21 protein-coding genes are annotated in these 17,419 nt (G+C 45.0%); 11 read left to right on the top strand and 10 right to left on the bottom strand.

The window, feature by feature from the left end; translation table 11 throughout:
* Positions 1-55: 55 nt before the first annotated feature.
* Positions 56-943 (top strand): fumarylacetoacetate hydrolase family protein, encoded by an 888-nt coding sequence (locus C2755_RS03560; RefSeq protein WP_215321802.1) that lies wholly within the window; start codon positions 56-58, stop codon positions 941-943.
* Positions 944-1,036: 93 nt separating this feature from the next.
* Here the strand turns inward: C2755_RS03560 and C2755_RS03555 are convergent, their stop codons facing one another.
* The 3 genes from C2755_RS03555 to C2755_RS03545 all read right to left on the bottom strand — a co-directional run bounded on the left by C2755_RS03555 (position 1,037) and on the right by C2755_RS03545 (position 4,329).
* A complete protein-coding gene (locus C2755_RS03555; protein WP_215321801.1) occupies positions 1,037-2,080 on the bottom strand; it encodes a fumarylacetoacetate hydrolase family protein in 1,044 nt (347 codons plus the stop codon).
* Between the two features lie 97 nt (positions 2,081-2,177).
* Positions 2,178-4,091: a ferrous iron transporter B gene (locus C2755_RS03550; protein ID WP_215321800.1), complete on the bottom strand. Its 1,914-nt coding sequence runs from the start codon at positions 4,089-4,091 to the stop codon at positions 2,178-2,180.
* Positions 4,084-4,329 (bottom strand): FeoA family protein, encoded by a 246-nt coding sequence (locus C2755_RS03545; RefSeq protein ID WP_215321799.1) that lies wholly within the window; start codon positions 4,327-4,329, stop codon positions 4,084-4,086. The genes C2755_RS03550 and C2755_RS03545 overlap by 8 nt, the downstream gene beginning before the upstream one ends.
* Positions 4,330-4,420: 91 nt before the next feature.
* Here C2755_RS03545 and C2755_RS03540 point away from each other — a divergent pair, with 91 nt between their 5' ends.
* From C2755_RS03540 to C2755_RS03530, 3 genes are all read left to right on the top strand, one after another.
* Positions 4,421-4,762, top strand: coding sequence for a cupredoxin domain-containing protein (locus C2755_RS03540; protein WP_215321798.1), 342 nt, complete (start codon positions 4,421-4,423; stop codon positions 4,760-4,762).
* Positions 4,763-4,764: 2 nt separating this feature from the next.
* Positions 4,765-5,523 carry a hypothetical protein gene (locus tag C2755_RS03535; protein WP_215321797.1) on the top strand — a complete coding sequence of 253 codons (759 nt, stop codon included), beginning with the start codon at positions 4,765-4,767 and terminating at the stop codon, positions 5,521-5,523.
* 68 nt (positions 5,524-5,591) lie between these two features.
* Positions 5,592-6,218, top strand: a complete 627-nt coding sequence (locus C2755_RS03530; protein WP_215321796.1) for an FMN-binding negative transcriptional regulator — start codon at positions 5,592-5,594, stop codon at positions 6,216-6,218.
* Positions 6,219-6,225: 7 nt separating this feature from the next.
* On the opposite strand, the gene modA is transcribed toward C2755_RS03530, so the two are convergent.
* The 3 genes from modA to C2755_RS03515 form a co-directional block, all read right to left on the bottom strand.
* A complete protein-coding gene (modA, locus tag C2755_RS03525) occupies positions 6,226-6,981 on the bottom strand; it encodes a molybdate ABC transporter substrate-binding protein (protein WP_215321795.1) in 756 nt (251 codons plus the stop codon).
* A 72-nt stretch (positions 6,982-7,053) separates the two neighbouring features.
* On the bottom strand, positions 7,054-8,691 hold the full coding sequence (locus C2755_RS03520; RefSeq protein WP_215321794.1) for an OFA family MFS transporter: 1,638 nt from the start codon (positions 8,689-8,691) through the stop codon (positions 7,054-7,056).
* A gap of 51 nt (positions 8,692-8,742) precedes the next feature.
* On the bottom strand, positions 8,743-9,765 hold the full coding sequence (locus tag C2755_RS03515) for a substrate-binding domain-containing protein (protein ID WP_215321793.1): 1,023 nt from the start codon (positions 9,763-9,765) through the stop codon (positions 8,743-8,745).
* A 75-nt stretch (positions 9,766-9,840) separates the two neighbouring features.
* Here C2755_RS03515 and C2755_RS03510 point away from each other — a divergent pair, with 75 nt between their 5' ends.
* On the top strand, positions 9,841-10,665 hold the full coding sequence (locus C2755_RS03510; protein ID WP_215321792.1) for a substrate-binding domain-containing protein: 825 nt from the start codon (positions 9,841-9,843) through the stop codon (positions 10,663-10,665).
* 84 nt (positions 10,666-10,749) lie between these two features.
* Here C2755_RS03510 and C2755_RS03505 read toward each other — a convergent pair whose 3' ends face one another.
* On the bottom strand, positions 10,750-11,331 hold the full coding sequence (locus C2755_RS03505) for a hypothetical protein (protein WP_251368531.1): 582 nt from the start codon (positions 11,329-11,331) through the stop codon (positions 10,750-10,752).
* A gap of 162 nt (positions 11,332-11,493) precedes the next feature.
* Here C2755_RS03505 and C2755_RS03500 point away from each other — a divergent pair, with 162 nt between their 5' ends.
* The 4 genes from C2755_RS03500 (at position 11,494) to C2755_RS03485 (ending at position 14,387) form a co-directional block, all read left to right on the top strand.
* Positions 11,494-11,925: a GNAT family N-acetyltransferase gene (locus tag C2755_RS03500; protein WP_251368530.1), complete on the top strand. Its 432-nt coding sequence runs from the start codon at positions 11,494-11,496 to the stop codon at positions 11,923-11,925.
* Positions 11,926-11,937: 12 nt separating this feature from the next.
* Entirely contained in the window at positions 11,938-12,372 is a 435-nt protein-coding gene (locus C2755_RS03495) for a YbgC/FadM family acyl-CoA thioesterase (protein ID WP_215321791.1), read from the top strand.
* 20 nt (positions 12,373-12,392) lie between these two features.
* Positions 12,393-12,971, top strand: coding sequence for a hypothetical protein (locus C2755_RS03490; protein ID WP_215321790.1), 579 nt, complete (start codon positions 12,393-12,395; stop codon positions 12,969-12,971).
* Between the two features lie 135 nt (positions 12,972-13,106).
* On the top strand, positions 13,107-14,387 hold the full coding sequence (locus C2755_RS03485; RefSeq protein WP_215321789.1) for a DEAD/DEAH box helicase: 1,281 nt from the start codon (positions 13,107-13,109) through the stop codon (positions 14,385-14,387).
* Positions 14,388-14,455: 68 nt separating this feature from the next.
* Here C2755_RS03485 and mmsB read toward each other — a convergent pair whose 3' ends face one another.
* Positions 14,456-15,334: a 3-hydroxyisobutyrate dehydrogenase gene (gene mmsB, locus C2755_RS03480; RefSeq protein WP_215321788.1), complete on the bottom strand. Its 879-nt coding sequence runs from the start codon at positions 15,332-15,334 to the stop codon at positions 14,456-14,458.
* Positions 15,335-15,359: 25 nt separating this feature from the next.
* Positions 15,360-15,629: a cupin gene (locus C2755_RS03475; protein WP_215321787.1), complete on the bottom strand. Its 270-nt coding sequence runs from the start codon at positions 15,627-15,629 to the stop codon at positions 15,360-15,362.
* Positions 15,630-15,686: 57 nt separating this feature from the next.
* Here C2755_RS03475 and C2755_RS03470 point away from each other — a divergent pair, with 57 nt between their 5' ends.
* On the top strand, positions 15,687-15,980 hold the full coding sequence (locus C2755_RS03470) for a DUF1330 domain-containing protein (protein WP_251368529.1): 294 nt from the start codon (positions 15,687-15,689) through the stop codon (positions 15,978-15,980).
* Positions 15,981-16,061: 81 nt separating this feature from the next.
* Here C2755_RS03470 and C2755_RS03465 read toward each other — a convergent pair whose 3' ends face one another.
* Positions 16,062-16,250 carry a hypothetical protein gene (locus tag C2755_RS03465; RefSeq protein ID WP_028819023.1) on the bottom strand — a complete coding sequence of 63 codons (189 nt, stop codon included), beginning with the start codon at positions 16,248-16,250 and terminating at the stop codon, positions 16,062-16,064.
* A 160-nt stretch (positions 16,251-16,410) separates the two neighbouring features.
* Between C2755_RS03465 and C2755_RS03460 the strand changes: the two genes are divergently transcribed.
* Positions 16,411-17,385 (top strand): tripartite tricarboxylate transporter substrate binding protein, encoded by a 975-nt coding sequence (locus C2755_RS03460; protein WP_215321786.1) that lies wholly within the window; start codon positions 16,411-16,413, stop codon positions 17,383-17,385.
* The last annotated feature ends 34 nt before the right edge of the window (positions 17,386-17,419 follow it).

Below are 17,419 nucleotides of genomic sequence, written 5' to 3'. Positions count from 1 at the left end.
TCATCACAATAAACAGGGGTTAACGTAGACAAAACCCCAGCCGGAGACAGTAAACATGAGATATGCCGCATTTGTTTTAGCCAAAGAACCTACCAAAACTCGCGTTGGAATTGTGTCTGCTGATGGCACGACAGTTCAAGAGATCGATTTGGGCGTTGACGTTAGTGAAGATGGCATTGTTGCCATTCTCAAATCTGACCTCGCAGGCAAGCTCCCAAAACCTATTTCCACGCATGCGTTTAGCGACATCCGTCTACTCGCTCCTGTACCTAGACCGCGTCGCAATATTTTCTGCGTCGGTAAAAATTATCATGAGCACGCTAAAGAATTTTCCAACAGCGGATTTGATGGCAGCGCTAAACCTGGAGAAGATATTCCAAGCCATGCAATCTTCTTCACGAAGCCACCTGAGTCTGTAACCGGACCCAATACTAACGTCATTATCCCCACTGCTGTATCCACCTGCATCGATTACGAAGCGGAACTCACGATTGTGATTGGCAAAGGCGGCAAAGGCATTAGCGAAGCAGATGCTATGAAACACGTCTGGGGTTATACCGCCATCAATGATGTGACGGCGCGCGATTGGCAGCAAAGACATAAGCAATGGTTTTTAGGAAAAAGCTTTGATACCTTCTGCCCTATGGGTCCTTGGGTCGTTACAGCAGATGAAGTCGATGCTGAAAATATCCCAGTCAAGTGCTGGGTCAATGGTGAATTACGCCAAAACTCCAATACTAAAGATCTGATTTTTGACATCCCCAATATGATCGCTACGGTCTCTGCAGGCATCACCCTCTACCCAGGAGACTTGATCGCCACCGGAACTCCAGTCGGCGTTGGCATTGGCTTTAAACCTCCCAAGTACTTAGTAAACGGAGATGTTGTCGTTGTTGAGATGGGTGGTATTGGAAAGCTTGAGAACACTTTTATTGCTGAATAAAAAAGCATTTAGTAGCCCTCTAAACAAGCTACTTGAGCAGAAGAAAAGCCACCCTCGGGTGGCTTTCTTTTAGATAAACAAACTTTGTAGTGATCAAGCCAAAGTGAACTTTAAATCTCCGAGTTTTTCTACTGAACTTACGATCTTATCGCCCTTCTTCAGCCATACCTGCTTGTCTTTTGGCATACCAGCAATAACGCCTTGCGGTGTACCAGTGAAAACAATATCTCCCGGCTCTAATGTCCAGTAGGTACTGATGTAAGACAACATTTTTTGAGTGTTATGAATGAAGTCGGAAGTATTTGAGTTCTGACGTAACTCGCCATTAACCCAAGTCTTTACCTGAAGCTTATTAGGATCACCCACTAAGTCAGAAGTAACAAAATAAGGTCCAATTGGTGCATATTGGTCTAAGGTCTTGCCAATCATCCATTGCCCACTCGGCAATTCCAGCTGCAAATCACGTGATGAGAAATCATTTGAGGTGCAATAACCTGCCACATAATCCAAAGCAGCCGATTCGGGAACATTGCGCATCTGCTTGCCGACAACAATCAACAGCTCAGTTTCATAATCTAGCTTATAAGAAACTGATGGCGGTGGAATTTGCAATAAACAGTTGTGAGCCGTAAGACTATTGTTGTACTTATTGAATAGCGGCGGTACTCGTGGATGAGCCATACCAACTTCATCCGCATGCGCACGGTAATTTAAGCCAACGCAAACAATCTTTCCAGGGTTTTTAAATAGGCGCCCGAAAGTGATGTCGGATTCCTTTAAGTAAGGCACGCCAGATTTATCGGCGCTTGCTACTACCTTATTGAATCCAGCAGCATTACCCTCTTGCAATAATTGATCCAAGGTAGTCGGTGCTGCAATCTTCATTTTCTTAGCTACAGCACGAATATCGATAACACCTTTTGGGTTAACCACACCCAAGGTTTCTGTTCCATCCGCATTTTGGATCGAGAGAATTTTGCTGTTTTTCACCATCTCACGTGGACCGGTGTAAACCTCCCCTCCCCATACTGAGGTGGGATGAGCTGAAGCCTCCTTCATTACACCCATAGTAGAAGCAGCTACTAAACCGGCTCCAGCAGCTGAAGCAGTCTTCATAAATTGGCGACGTGAACTCATCTATATCTCCTTGTGTTGTTATCTATTTTTTAACTACAAAAGGAATACTACCGCACCCTTTTATGCGGTGCCGCAGCAAATATAAATGTCAGTAGGCTTAACCCAGACCCAGATAAATAGCTAAGTGATAGGTAATAAAGGAGGCGATATAGGCCAAGCCAAATAAGTAGCTCAGCATGATGATCGGAATCTTCCAGCCGCCCGTCTCGCGCTTTACCGCAGCAATGGTAGATAGGCACTGAGGGGCAAATACAAACCAGGCTAGTAGAGATAAAGCTGTGGCTAAGGACCAGCCGCTAGAGATCAAAGGAATCAGCGCATCTGCCGCGTCGACACTCGAGCTGGATAGCGCATAAACCGTTGCCAATGAGCTCACCACAACTTCACGAGCTGCCATACCTGGCACTAGAGCAATGCTGATTTGCCAGTTAAATCCAATTGGTGAAAACACATGCGCTAAGGCCTGCCCCATCATTCCAGCAAAGCTATATTGAATCGGCGATCCTGTTGCACCCTCAGGCGGGAACGGAAAGCTAGATAACACCCATAAACCAATAGTCATCAGCAAAATAATTCCGCCAACACGGCGCAAAAAGATTTCTGCTCTTTGCCACAAGCTAATAGCTAAATTTCCTAAGCGAGGCAAGTGATAGCTAGGCAACTCCATCATGAGCGCGTTCATCCTAAATTGCTCACTCGTAAAGCGCTTCAGAATCCAGGCAACCGCCATCGCACCCAAAATTCCAGCGAGATAAAGTAAGAATAAAACCAAGCCTTGCAAATCAATACCCGCCCATAGCTTTTGCTCTGGAATGAATGCTGAGATCAATAAGGCATATACCGGCAGACGTGCAGAACAAGTCATCATGGGTGCAATCAGAATCGTCACCATGCGATCGCGCGCATTAGAGATGCTTCGGGTGGCCATAATTCCGGGGATGGCACAAGCAAAGCTGGAAAGGAGTGGAATGAAGGATCTACCTGATAAGCCAACAGAGCCCATTACCCTATCTAGTAGATAGGCAGCCCTTGGAAGATAACCCGACTCTTCTAGCAAAAGAATAAAGAAGAACAAAATTAGAATTTGCGGCAAGAAAATCACCACACCACCTAAACCTGCCAAAATTCCATTGATTAACAAACTACGCAGCCATCCATTGGGCAATACTTCAATGATCTGAGCACCCAGAAAGTCTACTGCGGATTTAATCAGGTCCATGGGTACCGTAGCCCAACTAAATACGGCCTGAAAAATACAAAAGAGTAAGGCCACCAAAATGATGGGGCCAAAAACTGGATGAAGTAATACGGCATCTAAGCGATCGCTCAATTGATCGGGAATGATTTGATCCAGCTTGAGATTTTGCAAAATTCTTTGGACTTGAATATTGTCAGATTCAGTATGGGCAATATGAGAAGCGACATTCTCCAGGGTCGCATCACTAGTGCCCGTGCGTAATCCATTGAGATTACGCCAGTCCAGATTCGATAAGAAATGCTTGATTTCATCAGCGCCATCAGACTGAATACCAATGCTAGTGAGCACCGGCAAACCCAATTCACTTGAAAGTGCAGCAGTATCTATATGCAAGCCTTGACGCTTAGCAATATCAAGCATATTGAGCACCACGATACAAGGCAGCCCCAAGCGCTTTGCAGCAAGTACCAAGCGCAAGTTGCGACGCAGGTTCATGGCGCTCAATACGCAAATCACTAGGTCGGGACGCTTTTCACCTTCGGCTCGACCAAGCAGCACATTGCAGGTCACACGCTCATCTAAGGATCTTGGATACAAGCTATAGGCGCCAGGTAAATCCAGTATGCGAATATTTTTGCCAGACTCGAGCGATAGACGCCCCTCTTTACGCTCTACAGTAACGCCTGAATAGTTGGCTACTTTTTGACGGCTGCCAGTCAACAAATTGAATAATGCAGTTTTGCCACAATTGGGATTACCCAATAAAGCTACGAGTGGCTCATTCGAGAAAAAGTGAACTTTAGATTCAGACATGCGGAATAGCGTCGACCGTAATCATGCGTGCTTCTGCTTGACGCAATGCGAATGTTGAGGCTCCTACGCGAACCATATATGGCCCTTTACCAAGCAAACCTTTGCGCAAAACAGCTACTTGTTCACCGGGTAAAAACCCAATATCTTCCAGCTGCCCCTTAATTTGAGGGGCACCCTTAGGCGCGTTAACCGCGCTCACTCTGTAAAGAACTTCCAAATCAACCTGGTCCAAATGCATGGAGGATTGTCACTTTTATCAATAAATAGGAACGATTCTCATTATATACCTTATACTTGAGAATGGTTCTCATTAATATATACCTGAACTTATGAAAAATAACTATTTAAAACATACACTTATCAGTATTTTCTTGTTGTTAAATTTGACAAATATCTCCATTGCAGCAAGCAACGATATCCAGATTTCAATTAAAAATGGGCGCTTTTCTCCATCAGAAATTGATATCCCCGCCGATACCAAAGTAAAGCTTACTATTGAAAATCTAGATGACACTCCAGAGGAATTTGAAAGTTACGACCTCAACAGAGAGGTGTTAATCAAGGCCAAAAGCAAGGCCTCTTTCTACATCGGACCTTTAAGTCGTGGCATCTATAAATTTGAAGGTGAATTTAGCCCTGAAACCGCTCAAGGCGTAGTAAGGGTTAAATGATAATGAGAAATAATTTAATGCAAGGCTTGTGTTGCCTTGCCCTTCTCTCAGCCAGTGCATTGGTTCATGCTGGAGAGTACTTAAGTGGGCCAGCAGATTACATCTACACCCCAAGAGTGGAAGAAGGCGAAAGAGAGATCGATACCAAGTTTGGAACCCAGACTCCCAGAAGCGGTGAAGACAATAGGCAATCAGGCGCTTCTATTGGTTTCGGTTATGGCGTGAACTCCTGGTGGTTCACTGAGATTTATGGAAAAGTCACTTGGGATGGTACTAACTCTCAATTTGATGCGGTGGAATGGGAGAATAAATTTCAACTAACGGAAACTGGAAAATACCCAGTAGACATCGGCTTCTTGCTTGAGTTAGAACGTCCTCAAAATCGCAATGAAGGGTATGAGGCCAAATACGGCTTCTTATTTCAAAGTGAATGGAAAAAGTGGGTCGCCAATCTCAACGTCTTGATGCAAGGACACTACACGGGCACTGAAAATCAGGGTACTTATTTCGGCTACCAGGGCCAGGTGAAGTATCGCCTTCAGCCAGAGCTGGAGCTTGGAGCTCAGATCTACTCATGGCTAGGACAGGTTAATAACTGGAACACCAATGAACAGCAACAATCTAGTGCGGGGCCAGCCATTTTTGGGAAAACCAAACTGGGCCGCAAGGAAGCTTTGAAATACAACGTAGCCTACCTCTGGGGAACCACCACCGCATCACCAAAAAACACCATCAGAATGCAGGTGGAGTACGAATTTTAAGAACAAGAGCTCAATCTCTGCTATGTTCTTATTAAATACAACCTTTTACCCATTCTGCCTAGCCTCTTATGTACATACCAAAACATTTTTTAGTTGAAGATCAAGCGGTATTAGCCCAGCTGATTTCTGAATATCCATTGGCGACTATTGTTGCGAATCTGGATAGCCATTTTGAAATCAATCACCTACCCCTCATGTTGAGCCCAGATAAAACCAAGCTTTATGGACATGTCGCCAAAATGAATCCGCTTGTTAGGGTGGCGAGCAGCAGCAACACATCAGTTACAGCAATCTTTAATGGACCGAATGCGTATGTAACCCCATCTTGGTATCCATCAAAACAAGAGAGTGGGAAAGTAGTTCCAACCTGGAACTATGCTGTGGTTCACGCGGCAGGCAGCATCAAGTTGATTGAGGATGCGCAGTGGTTGAGGAGTCATGTATCACAAATGACCAATCTTCATGAGCCTACCTATCAATCCACCTGGAAGTTAGATGATGCTCCGGAAGAATACGTGCAGATGATGCTCAAGGCCATCATTGGCATCGAGATTGAGGTCGGTAGTTTGGTGGGTAAATTTAAGCTAAGCCAGAACCGGCCGGCCGAAGACTATGACGCAGTAGTAGGGCAGCTAGAGAAGTCACCGCAAGAGGCTTTACAAGAGATGCTGAAGTACATGAGAGCGCCCAAGTAATTAGCAACTAAGGTGTGATGTATCCATACCTTTGCAAAATGGATTTGGCTTGGGGTCCCTGCATAAAGCGATACATATCCACTGATTCTTGGGGCGCACCTTTTATTAGCACCATGCGCTGCTTAATGGGCTCGTATAACTTAGCGTCGACCAAAAGGAGGCTAGTTTCTTTTGCGACCTCTGGAGATTTGGCCAAAGATAAGGCAGTAAAACCAATATCTGCCGCACCGCTCACCACATATGTTGTAGCTACGCCAATGTTGTCTCCATAGACAAGCTTGTCTTTAGCCAGATCCCATAGGCCTTCTGCCTTGAGATAATCAACCGCAGCTTTACCATAAGGAGCGAGCTCTGGCTTAGCAATTGCCACTTTGTTTGTTTGTGCAATTGCCCGAGCAATTTCTGTCTTGCTGTCAGCCAAACGAATCCCAGATGAGGTTTTGGCAATTAAGGCAAGCTTACCAATCGCATATGTAGCGCCCTCATCTACCGTCTTACCATTCTTAAATAGCTCCAACGGAAAATGCTCATCTGCCGCAATAAAAAGATTGAATGGAGCGCCGTTCATGATTTGCGCCGCGAAGTTACCGGATGAGCCATAGACCACTCTCATCTCTGCTTTACCGCTAGCCTTAAAGGCAACCATAATCTCGTTAAAAGCATCTTTCATATTGGCAGCAACGGCAACAGTTGAGGTCTGCGCAAAGGCAAGATTGGTAAATAAAAGCAGCGATGCGAATAGGGAAATCGGGCGAATAAACATGATTGAGTTAATTCTAGCGGATAGAAATAAAAAACCACCCCGAAGGGTGGTTATCGATGCTTAGAAACCTGATCAACCAAGCAACTTTAAAGCGCTTAAGAAGGTTTTATAGACACCCCAAGCAAGTGGTATGCCTACAAATGCCCACGCCAAAATGACTGTCAAAGTAGAGGTATGCTCATGGCCAGCTTCCCCTTTAACAATCGATCCCATTGCCTTTTCATGGGCAAGACGCTTTTCTTCTGCTAATTCAGCATCAGTCATAAACCACTTATCTGCAACTGGGCGAATCATCAAATTAGCAATCAAGCCGATAACTAACATACCTACAAGGATGTACATCGTCTGGTTGTACACCTGACTCTTCGCAATTCCAAGACTTAGTTGATAGTCACGCATGTAGTTCACAATCACTGGACCCAGGATACCTGCTGTAGACCAAGCAGTTAACAATCGACCATGAATTGCGCCTACGTTTTGAGTACCAAACAAGTCAGCAAGATAAGCAGGGACAGTAGCAAAGGCTCCACCATACATACTTAAGATAATGCAGAAGGCACCAACGAAGAGAACCAAACTACCTGCAGCAGCACTAGAGGGAATGCTGAAATACAACACCCCACCTAATATGAAAAATATGCTGTAAGTTAATTTACGACCCAACTTATCTGACAAGCTGGCCCAGAAGAAACGGCCGACAATATTAAACAAGCTCAGCAGCGCAGTAAAGCCAGCGGCAATACCAGCAATCGCTACTAACTGACCCTTATCGAGCTCGCCAAATTTCAATGCATTACCAATTAAGCTACCAGCAAAAATTTCTTGGAGCATTGGAGATGCCATGCCAATCACACCAATGCCAGCAGAAACGTTCATAGTTAGCACAATCCAAACCAACCAAAATTGAGGAATACCCCAGATTTTCTTAACACTAACGCTGCGTGTAGTGATCATCGCCTTAGATGTATCAGCAACAGGAGGTGTCCAACCAGCAGGCTTCCAATCGCTCGCCGGCACGCGATAGCTCATTGCGCCAATCATCATGTAGATGAAATAGATCACACCCATCACCACGAATGTTTGTGCCACACCGACACTGGTAGGCGTTGCAAAGTTCTTCATGAGCATTGCGGCCAATGGTGAGCCAATCATTGCGCCACCGCCAAAGCCCATAATGGCCATGCCAGTTGCCATTCCGCGACGGTCTGGGAACCACTTAATCAAGGTTGAAACTGGTGAGATGTAGCCCAGCCCCAAGCCGATACCTCCAATCACACCTGAGCCGAGAATCATCATCCAGAATTGATGGAGATAAATACCCCAGGCAGAAAAGAGCATGCCACCAGCCCAACAACAAGCCGCTACAACACCCGCTTTGCGTGGACCCGCGCGCTCTAACCAGCCACCCCAAATAGCAGCAGAGATACCAAGGAACACGAAAAATAATGTATACATCCAACCTAAGGTCGAAATTTGCCAGTCACAAGTAGTTGTGAAAAGTTGCGCAAAGAAGCCAACATCGGCAGCACATTTAATTGCCTCAGTACCGCCTAGTGAAACACCCAATGCCTTAGATAGCGGTAACCAGAACACTGAGAAGCCATACGCCATACCAATACACAAGTGAATAGCTAACGCCGCCGGTGGCACAAGCCAGCGATTAAAGCCTGGCCCTGCAATCGTTCTTTCTTTATCTAATAGATGAAACATGTTGCCTCCTATTTATAGTTATATTTACTACACAGTAGCTACTTCTTTACATTACAACCAACCTTCAATTTGTCGATTAAGGCCTACAGCCTTATATCCAGGCGTATCTCCCGAATAGCTTCTTATCTTCCTGATTAATTTGGAGGCCTCTGCTTGAGCAACCATCTCCCTATGCATGGCGATGAAAAATAACTCATCTTTAAGCGGTATAAACCCCAAACCATTTTCAATAGCAATATTTTTCACGCCCAAACCTACATCAGCCTTGTCGGCCAAAATAGCATTCGCAACCGCTGAATGAGTGAACTCTTCATGCAGATAGCCATTCACTTCAGAAGGATCAATACCCTCCTCTATCAGCAGACCATCAAGTAGCAGTCTTGTGCCAGAGCCGATCTGACGATTAATAAAGCGAATTTTTGGATTCACCAAATCATAGAGAGCAGAGATGCGGAGGGGGTTTCCTTTTTTCACCAGTAAGCCTTGTGTGCGCTTCATGACAGGATATATTTGAATATCATTTTTTGACAAGCGATGATGAATAGCCTTTGAGCTTCGCTCATCTGATACATGGTATCCGGCAATATGAGCTTCGTTACTCAGAAGCTTTTCAAGGGACTCTCCCGAACCAGCAATCTTCAAATCGAAGCCTTTAATCTCTGCGGCGGCCCTTTGAATGATGGAATCACTGCTAGAGAGAAACTTCCATTTTCTACTATCAGTCTTTTGAATCTTTTTAATTTCTTTAAGTAAGGTATCTTGATATGCGCTTCCATGCTCAACATACCCCGCTTGCATCTCATCAATAAACTCAATTAAAAACTCGCCGAGTTTTGTTAACTTTGAGCCATGTCCTTTAGTCCTCGTAATGAGTGGCATGCCAAGCGCAGCTTCCACATCATTCATCTTGCCCCAGGCGCTTCGATAAGAGGTGCTGGATTTTTTACTTGCTGAAATTAACGAGTTACCGCGACCGATATCCCTTAACAGCTGAGACAGCCAAACCAAATCAATAGGGACCCCGCCTTTGGCTTGATTATTTAATACTAAGGTTGGTCTAACTTCAATTTGCATATGTAATTGATTGCATATTCAAGTGGTAATAATTATGCGATGATATTACCTTAATAAATTACTCAGTGCACGCCTATGAAAAAATCAATCCGCAACCTACTTCTAGCGACCCTAACGGCCATTGCCCTCAACGGCTCACAGGCTTTCGCCCAAGAAAAAAGTATTGTGGTCTCATCCACTACCTCCACAGAGCAATCTGGCCTCTTCAATTACATGCTCCCCATCTTTAAGATGAAGACTGGTATTGAAGTTAAGGTTGTAGCTGTTGGAACTGGGCAGGCACTAGATATTGGCCACCGTGGTGATGCAGACGTGGTGTTTGTTCATGACAAACCTGCTGAAGAGAAGTTTGTTGAAGAAGGCTTTTCAACTAAACGCTACGAAGTGATGTACAACGATTTCGTACTCATTGGACCTAAATCAGATCCAGCAAAAATTGCTGGTGGTAAGGATATTCAAGTTGCACTCCAAAAAATTGCTACTGCACAAGCTCCTTTTGTATCACGTGCAGATAAAAGCGGTACACATGCTGCAGAGCTTCGCTACTGGAAAGGTGCAGGCATCACCCCCTCTTCCAATCAGTCTTGGTACAAAGAAACAGGCTCTGGTATGGGGCCTGCTCTGAATACTGCTTCTGCAATGAATGGCTATATTTTGGCCGATCGCGCTACTTGGCTCAGCTTTAAGAATCGTGGTGACCTCGTGATCCTTGTGCAAGGCGATCCAAAGCTTTTCAATCAATATGGTGTGATGTTGGTTAATCCAGCTAAGTTCCCTCATGTGAAAAAAGCACAGGGTCAAGAATTTATTGATTGGCTCATTTCGAAAAATGGTCAAGATGTTATTGCTAGCTACAAGATTGATGGCGAGCAGCTTTTCTTTCCGAACGCTAAAAAATAATCTAGCCGAATCAAACAAAAAGCCCGCATTTGCGGGCTTTTTTACAACCGTCCTACTGACCAGTTATAGGCTACTTAGTATTGATTATTTCTTTGGTGTTACGAAGCCAATTGCTGTGTCGTCAACAAACTCAACCATGACGTCATCACCAGCTTTGAATTTCTCAAGGCCCAAAACAGCTGGATCTACTTTAACTTTTTGCTTCTCGCCACTTGGTAATGTGAAGCTTACGATACGCGTCTTTTGATCAATGGTTGAGATCTTTACAGTTGCATAAACAGTTTCTGTTGTCTCCTCAAAAGGCTTAGTAGCGCCTTTGCCGGCGATCACTACAGAACGCACACCTGAAACGCCTGGTTTTTGACCTTTACCAACAGCAGTCAAGCCAACCGCAACCGCTTGAGCATGCTCAACCAAGAATACGTCGCCCTTTTTAACTTTATCTAAATCATTTACTGACTTAGCGACGTTCATCTGCGCCAAATTACCGTTAGCATCTTTCAATACAACAATGCGCTTCTTTGCATCTACTGAGTCAACAGTTGCGCTCAAAACGACAACGTCAGCAGCTAAAGGCAACATCTTTGCAGGAAGCTGTGCAAAAACAGAGCTTGCAAAGGTAATGCCAACTGCAGCAAATAAACCAGCTAATAAAGATTTCTTCAAGATAACTCCTAATTGAGTAAAAGGTTACGAATGGGCTCAATCCAGAGCCACAATTCATTGTAACCATGGAATGAGGCGCTTTTTGTACAGCTTCGAACTGTGCTCATATTTACCTTTATTTGGTAAATTGGATGGAAACAGCACTTGGAGGCACTGGGCATCTTGGAAATACTAATAAAACCTTGGAAAGAGGCTGAAGTAGACGCCTTTTGGGTGCGCCAAGAGGTCTTTATCCTAGAGCAAAGAGTCCCAGCCGAGCTTGAATTGGATGAATTCGACCCTTCTGCCGCTCATGCCCTAGCCTATCTGGAGTCACATTGTATTGGCACTGGAAGACTGGTGGATCTGGGTGGCGGGCGATCCCAAATTGGACGTATGGCTGTCTTGACGCAATTTAGAAATCAGGGAATTGGAAGGAAGATCCTGGAAAAGCTGATTGACCTCGCTAAATCTCAAAGGGCAGAGTCTATCGTTTTGCACTCCCAAGTAGCCGCCATCCCTTTCTATCAAAAACTAGGCTTTCAGGTACAGGGGCCCACCTATGATGAGGCTGGTATTGCTCATCGTAATATGATTCTCGTATTGTCAAAATAAATTTAATAACCGATGACCTCTAACACCAATCTAAATACCAGCGCCTTTATCTATACCCATCGAGTCTGTTACTCAGATACAGATGCAGCAGGTTTTGTCTATCACGGACGTTATCTAGAGATTTTTGAACGCAGCCGTGCAGAGTGGCTTGCTCAAAAAGGCTTAAGCCCTACCAAACTCGAGAATGAATTTAATATGGTGATGCCGTTGCGCGAACTCACAATGAACTTCTATAAACCAGGGCGTCTAGATGACTTGCTTTACATAGACCAAGTGATTGAACATCGCGGCCGCACCCAGGTGAGCGTTAAACAGACTGCGCAAAGAAAGCTTCATGACAGCGAAGAATTCCAAATTATTGCGAGCGCCTTGCTGCATATCGTTTGCGTTGATACCAACACACTCAAACCTAAGGCATGGCCTGATTGTGTATTCCAAGATGAGTGATGTATGTAATGGAGCAAAAAATGTCTGACGGAAAATTACTGACCTTTATTCAAGAACTCAGTTTGCTACTCGAGAAAAAGCCAAGTGAAGAGATCGTTTTTACTGAAGGCAAGAAAATATTAGAGAAGCTGATTGCAGTGGATGATTGGTTGCCAGAAGAGTTCACTAAACCGCACCCGCAGTACTACCAGCAATATCTTCTCTATGCAGACCCATTGGATCGATTCTCTGTAGTGAGTTTTGTGTGGGGCCCCGGACAAAAAACGCCTTTGCATAATCACACCGTTTGGGGAATGATTGGTCAGTTGCGCGGTCAAGAAACCGGCACACCCTACTATCGCCAAGCAGATTCCAGCTTCAAAGCAGGCAATGCATGTGTCAGCCTGCCCGGGCACGTTGATACCGTATCACCAGATACTCACGATATTCATGTGGTCGAGAATAGTTTGCACGACAAAACTTCAATCAGCATTCACGTGTATGGTGGCAATATCGGCCGCATTCATCGCTCGGTATTTAACCCTGAAACCGGTGCAGAAAAGTCATTCGTCTCCGGTTATGCCAATACTGTCGTGCCAAATCTCTGGAATCCAGCGTAATTCTCTAATTACCGAGCTTTTGAGGTTGATGACTTAAAATAGAGATTCTTACTGCAAACGCTCCAGCGTGGCAGCTCACCCCATTGACCGGGATAGTCGTTTAATTGAATACGGGTCAATACTTTATTGGCCCCTATGTTATTTACAGATCTTGGTTTATCAGAACCCATTCTTCGCGCTATTGCTGAAGAAGGCTACACCAGCCCTACCCCAATTCAAGCAAAATCGATTCCTGCCGTCCTAAAAGGTGGCGATCTTTTGGCTGCCGCTCAAACCGGCACAGGAAAAACAGCTGGCTTTACGCTTCCAATTCTGCAACGTTTAAGCAGCACCCCTAAATCTAGCGGCAAAAGATTATTACGAGTTCTCATTTTGACTCCCACTCGCGAGTTAGCCGCCCAAGTCCAAGAGTCTGTTGTGACTTATGGAAAATATACCGGCTTGAAATCCACTGTGATTTTTGGCGGAGTTGGCGCTAATCCGCAAATCAAAGCCATTGCTGGCGGTCTCGATATATTGGTAGCTACGCCAGGTCGACTGCTTGATCTCATGTCACAAAATTGCGTATCACTCAACGATATTGAGATTCTCGTATTAGATGAAGCCGATCGTATGTTAGACATGGGCTTCTTACGAGACATTAAAAAGATCTTGGCTGCCTTACCTAAAAAGCGCCAGAATCTTTTGTTCTCAGCAACATTCTCTACCGAAATTAAGCAATTAGCAGATGGCTTACTCAATTCGCCTGAGTTAATTGAGGTGGCTCGAAGCAATAGCACCAATGAAGCAATTGCCCAATTGATTCATCCAGTCGATAGAACCAAGAAACACCCTCTGCTAGCCCATCTCATTAAGACTAACGACTGGAAGCAAGTGCTGGTTTTTACCCGTACTAAGCATGGCGCGAATAAACTGGTTACTCAGCTGGAAAAGGATGGCATCACCAGCATGGCTATTCATGGCAATAAAAGCCAAAGCGCTCGCACTAAAGCATTGGCTGATTTCAAGGCAGGTAAGTTAACCGCATTGGTTGCCACCGATATTGCTGCACGCGGTATTGATATTGACCAACTCCCTCACGTAGTGAACTATGACCTTCCAAACGTTTCTGAAGATTATGTCCATCGAATTGGACGTACTGGTCGCGCAGGCTCAAATGGCGTAGCAGTTTCTTTGGTGTGCGTTGATGAGCATCAAATGCTCAGAGATATTGAAAAACTGATTAAGCAAAAGTTGCCTCAAGAAGTGATTGCTGGATTTGAACCAGATCCAAATGCCGTGGCGCAACCGATTCAGTTACGAAGTCAGCAACACCAGCAATCTCGCAAGCCAAGACCCGCCGGAACAGTTGGAGCTCCAGCGAAGAAGACTCCTGCCAAGCGTAGTAGCCCAGCTAAAAGAAGCTTTAACCGCTAAACCAAGCTGCAATTAGGATTTTGAGACCCTCCAGAGTTGATCTGTCTGGGCTACGGAGCGTCTTTAATTTATTTTTTTAAATTAAAGACGCTTGAGAAATCCAGTTGGCCATTACCGGCTTTGCTGTGAATCTCATAGAGCTGTTGCGCTAATTTCCCAAGGGGAACACTAGCATCCAGATCTTCTGCATTCTCAACTGCCAGCCCCATGTCTTTGAGCATGAGATCTACACCAAAACCACCAGCATAACCTTTTGAGGATGGGACATTTTCCATGACGCCTGGACATGGGTTATAAAGCTCCAAAGCCCAGTTTCGCCCTGAACTCTTAGACATGATGTCAGATAGAACTTTGGGGTCTAGGCCATTTGCGATGCCTAATCGCAGCGCCTCACTTGTTCCCAGCATCTGAATGCCCAACATCATGTTGTTACAAACTTTAACGGTCTGCCCCGCCCCATTGCCGCCAGCATGAAAGATATTCTTGCCCATCTTTTCTAATATAGGACGTGCGCACTCCACTGCACTCGTTTCGCCACCGACCATAAACGTTAAAGTACCCGCTTGCGCACCTGCAGTTCCGCCCGAGACTGGCGCATCAATCATGGCAAAGCCTTTTGCTTTGGCGGCAGCGGCAGCTATTTGAGCTACCTTTGGCGAAATCGTTGAGCAATCAATGAGCAATGTTTTAGGATTCGCGCTTGCCAACAAACCGGCATCACCAAGATATAAGCCCTCCACATGACGAGAGGCGGGCAGCATGCTGATCAAAACATCGACATCTTTTGCAGTGTCGTTTGCATTTGCTGCAACGCTACCTCCTGCAGCTGCAAAAACATCAAGCTGATTCTTTACCAAATCGAAACCTGTAACTTGGTGTCCTGCTTTTAATAAGTTCAGGGCCATTGGTAAGCCCATATTGCCAAGTCCAATAAATCCGATTTTCATATCACTCTCAATTTCTTAATATTGTTTATTGTTTTCTAGAGGCTAGGTATTTCACCCCCTCAGGCCCATATGACTCGGAATGCACCTCTTTAAATCCCAACTCAAACACATCACCAGCCTGGTAGGTCCTACTCTTTCCATGAATAGTGATATCGATACTGCCTTGAATCACTAGCGCCCTTACTTCAAATAGATGCTCGTGATTACTAAGCTGACTATTGGGGGCTTGCTCAACCTCTACCGGCTCAGGAAATCCTTCCTGCTCAAGTAACCGTTGAAATTGCTCTGTATTCATGACCTAACTATAGCGTGGATATACTCTCTTAGCATTAGGTAATCTATATGAGGAGTCATGATGGTGAAGGTCATTGGGCTGATGGAGTTAATGGATCAAAGCGCTTTTGAGCAATACCGTTCTCAAGTTGGGCAAACGGTTGAGCTCTACAAGGGCTCTATCAAGAACCGTGGCTCAGTTGTAGAATTATTCTGGAATGAATTAGGAATTGCGTCCTTCAGATCTTTTGTGGAGCTCGAGTTTCCCAACGCGCAAGACGTTCATGCTTGGGCCAATAGCCCCGAATATCAAATGCTCGTTCCTATTCGTAGCAAAGCAATGAAACTAACTTTGTTTAGCATTGCTATTTAAGCAAAGTACTGTAAGTGCAAGTCACTAATAAAAAAGCCTAGCTCGCAAAAGCTAGGCTTATCAATCAGTCCGGAGTGAGAATTACTTCTTAGCTTCCATTGCCTCTTTAGCGGCAGTGATTTCTTTGCGGCGCTCTTTGCAGGCACCGGCGATTTCTTGCAAGGCCTTGCGTGCGCGAGCAGCAGATGCCTTAATACCTTTTTCAATGAATTTTTCGTTTTCAGCTTTGTATGTTTCAAAAGCAGCCAACAATGTATCGTGTTGTGACATCTCGTCTCCTATTAACAAATGAATATTTATACCGACAGCCGGATCAGTATATCCCTATAAAAACCATAGAAAATCGCCCCCTAAATCAGGGATAACTCTTATATTGGCGGCTTCAGCCAAAATTGACCTTCAAATACTATAAATAAACTAGAGGCAAAAAATGATTAGAAATTTCCTTCTATTGCTTATTGGCAGCCTAATTGGACTCTCAGCAAATGCCCAAACCAGCTCTTGGCCAAGCCCCAACAAGCCAATTACTTTTATTAACCCCTTCCCACCAGGTGGGGCTGTGGACGCTTTTGGGCGCCCCTTAGCAAAGCAGCTTTCAACCCAACTGAATGACGCCATCGTGGTTGATAACCGAGGTGGTGCAGGTGGAACCCTGGGTGCTGCAGTTGCAGCAAAAATGGCGCCGGACGGCTATACCTGGCTTCTTGGTGCAGTGCATCACTCTATTGCCCCAAGCATGTATACCAACCTCTCATATGACATCACCAAAGATTTTGAGCCAGTCGCGATCATTGGTAGCGTTCCTCATGTCATTGTTGTAAACCCAAACAAGTTTCCAAAAAATGATTTGAAATCTATCATGGAAGAGATTCGTAAGCATCCAGGAAAATATAACTACGCCTCTACAGGCAATGGGACTTCGCAGCATTTAACAGGTGAGCTATTTAAGTTACAGAACAAATTATTTATCACCCACATTCCTTATCGTGGAACTGGGCCAGCCCTTCAAGACCTTGTCGCCGGTCAAGTGGACATGATGTTTGATACCTTGGCAGGTGCAGCACCATTCATTAAGAATGGGCAGCTTATTGCGGTTGCGGTTGCAACCTCCAAAAGAGTGGATGCGTTTCCAAATGTGCCAACCGCTCAAGAACTAGGGATCTCTAATTTCATTGTATCAAGTTGGTATGCTCTGTGGGCAATCAAGGGAACACCCAAAGACATCGTTGACAAGATGAGCGCAGAAACACAAATAGCACTTGCCTCTCCTGATATTAAGGAACGCTGGGCATCTATGGGCGCAAGCGTACCAAAAATGACGCGTCCTGAACTGGCTGCCTATATCAATCAAGAAGTTGTGCGCTGGGGTGAGGTAGTCAAAAAATCTGGCGCCAAGTTAGACTAAAAGATAATCATTCAATTAAAAATACAAAAGACAG

The organism is Polynucleobacter sp. MWH-S4W17, from assembly GCF_018687535.1.
In the GTDB taxonomy this organism is placed as follows: domain Bacteria; phylum Pseudomonadota; class Gammaproteobacteria; order Burkholderiales; family Burkholderiaceae; genus Polynucleobacter.
Note: the sequence above shows the minus strand (reverse complement) of the source record. Positions and strands in the feature narration are given on the sequence as shown.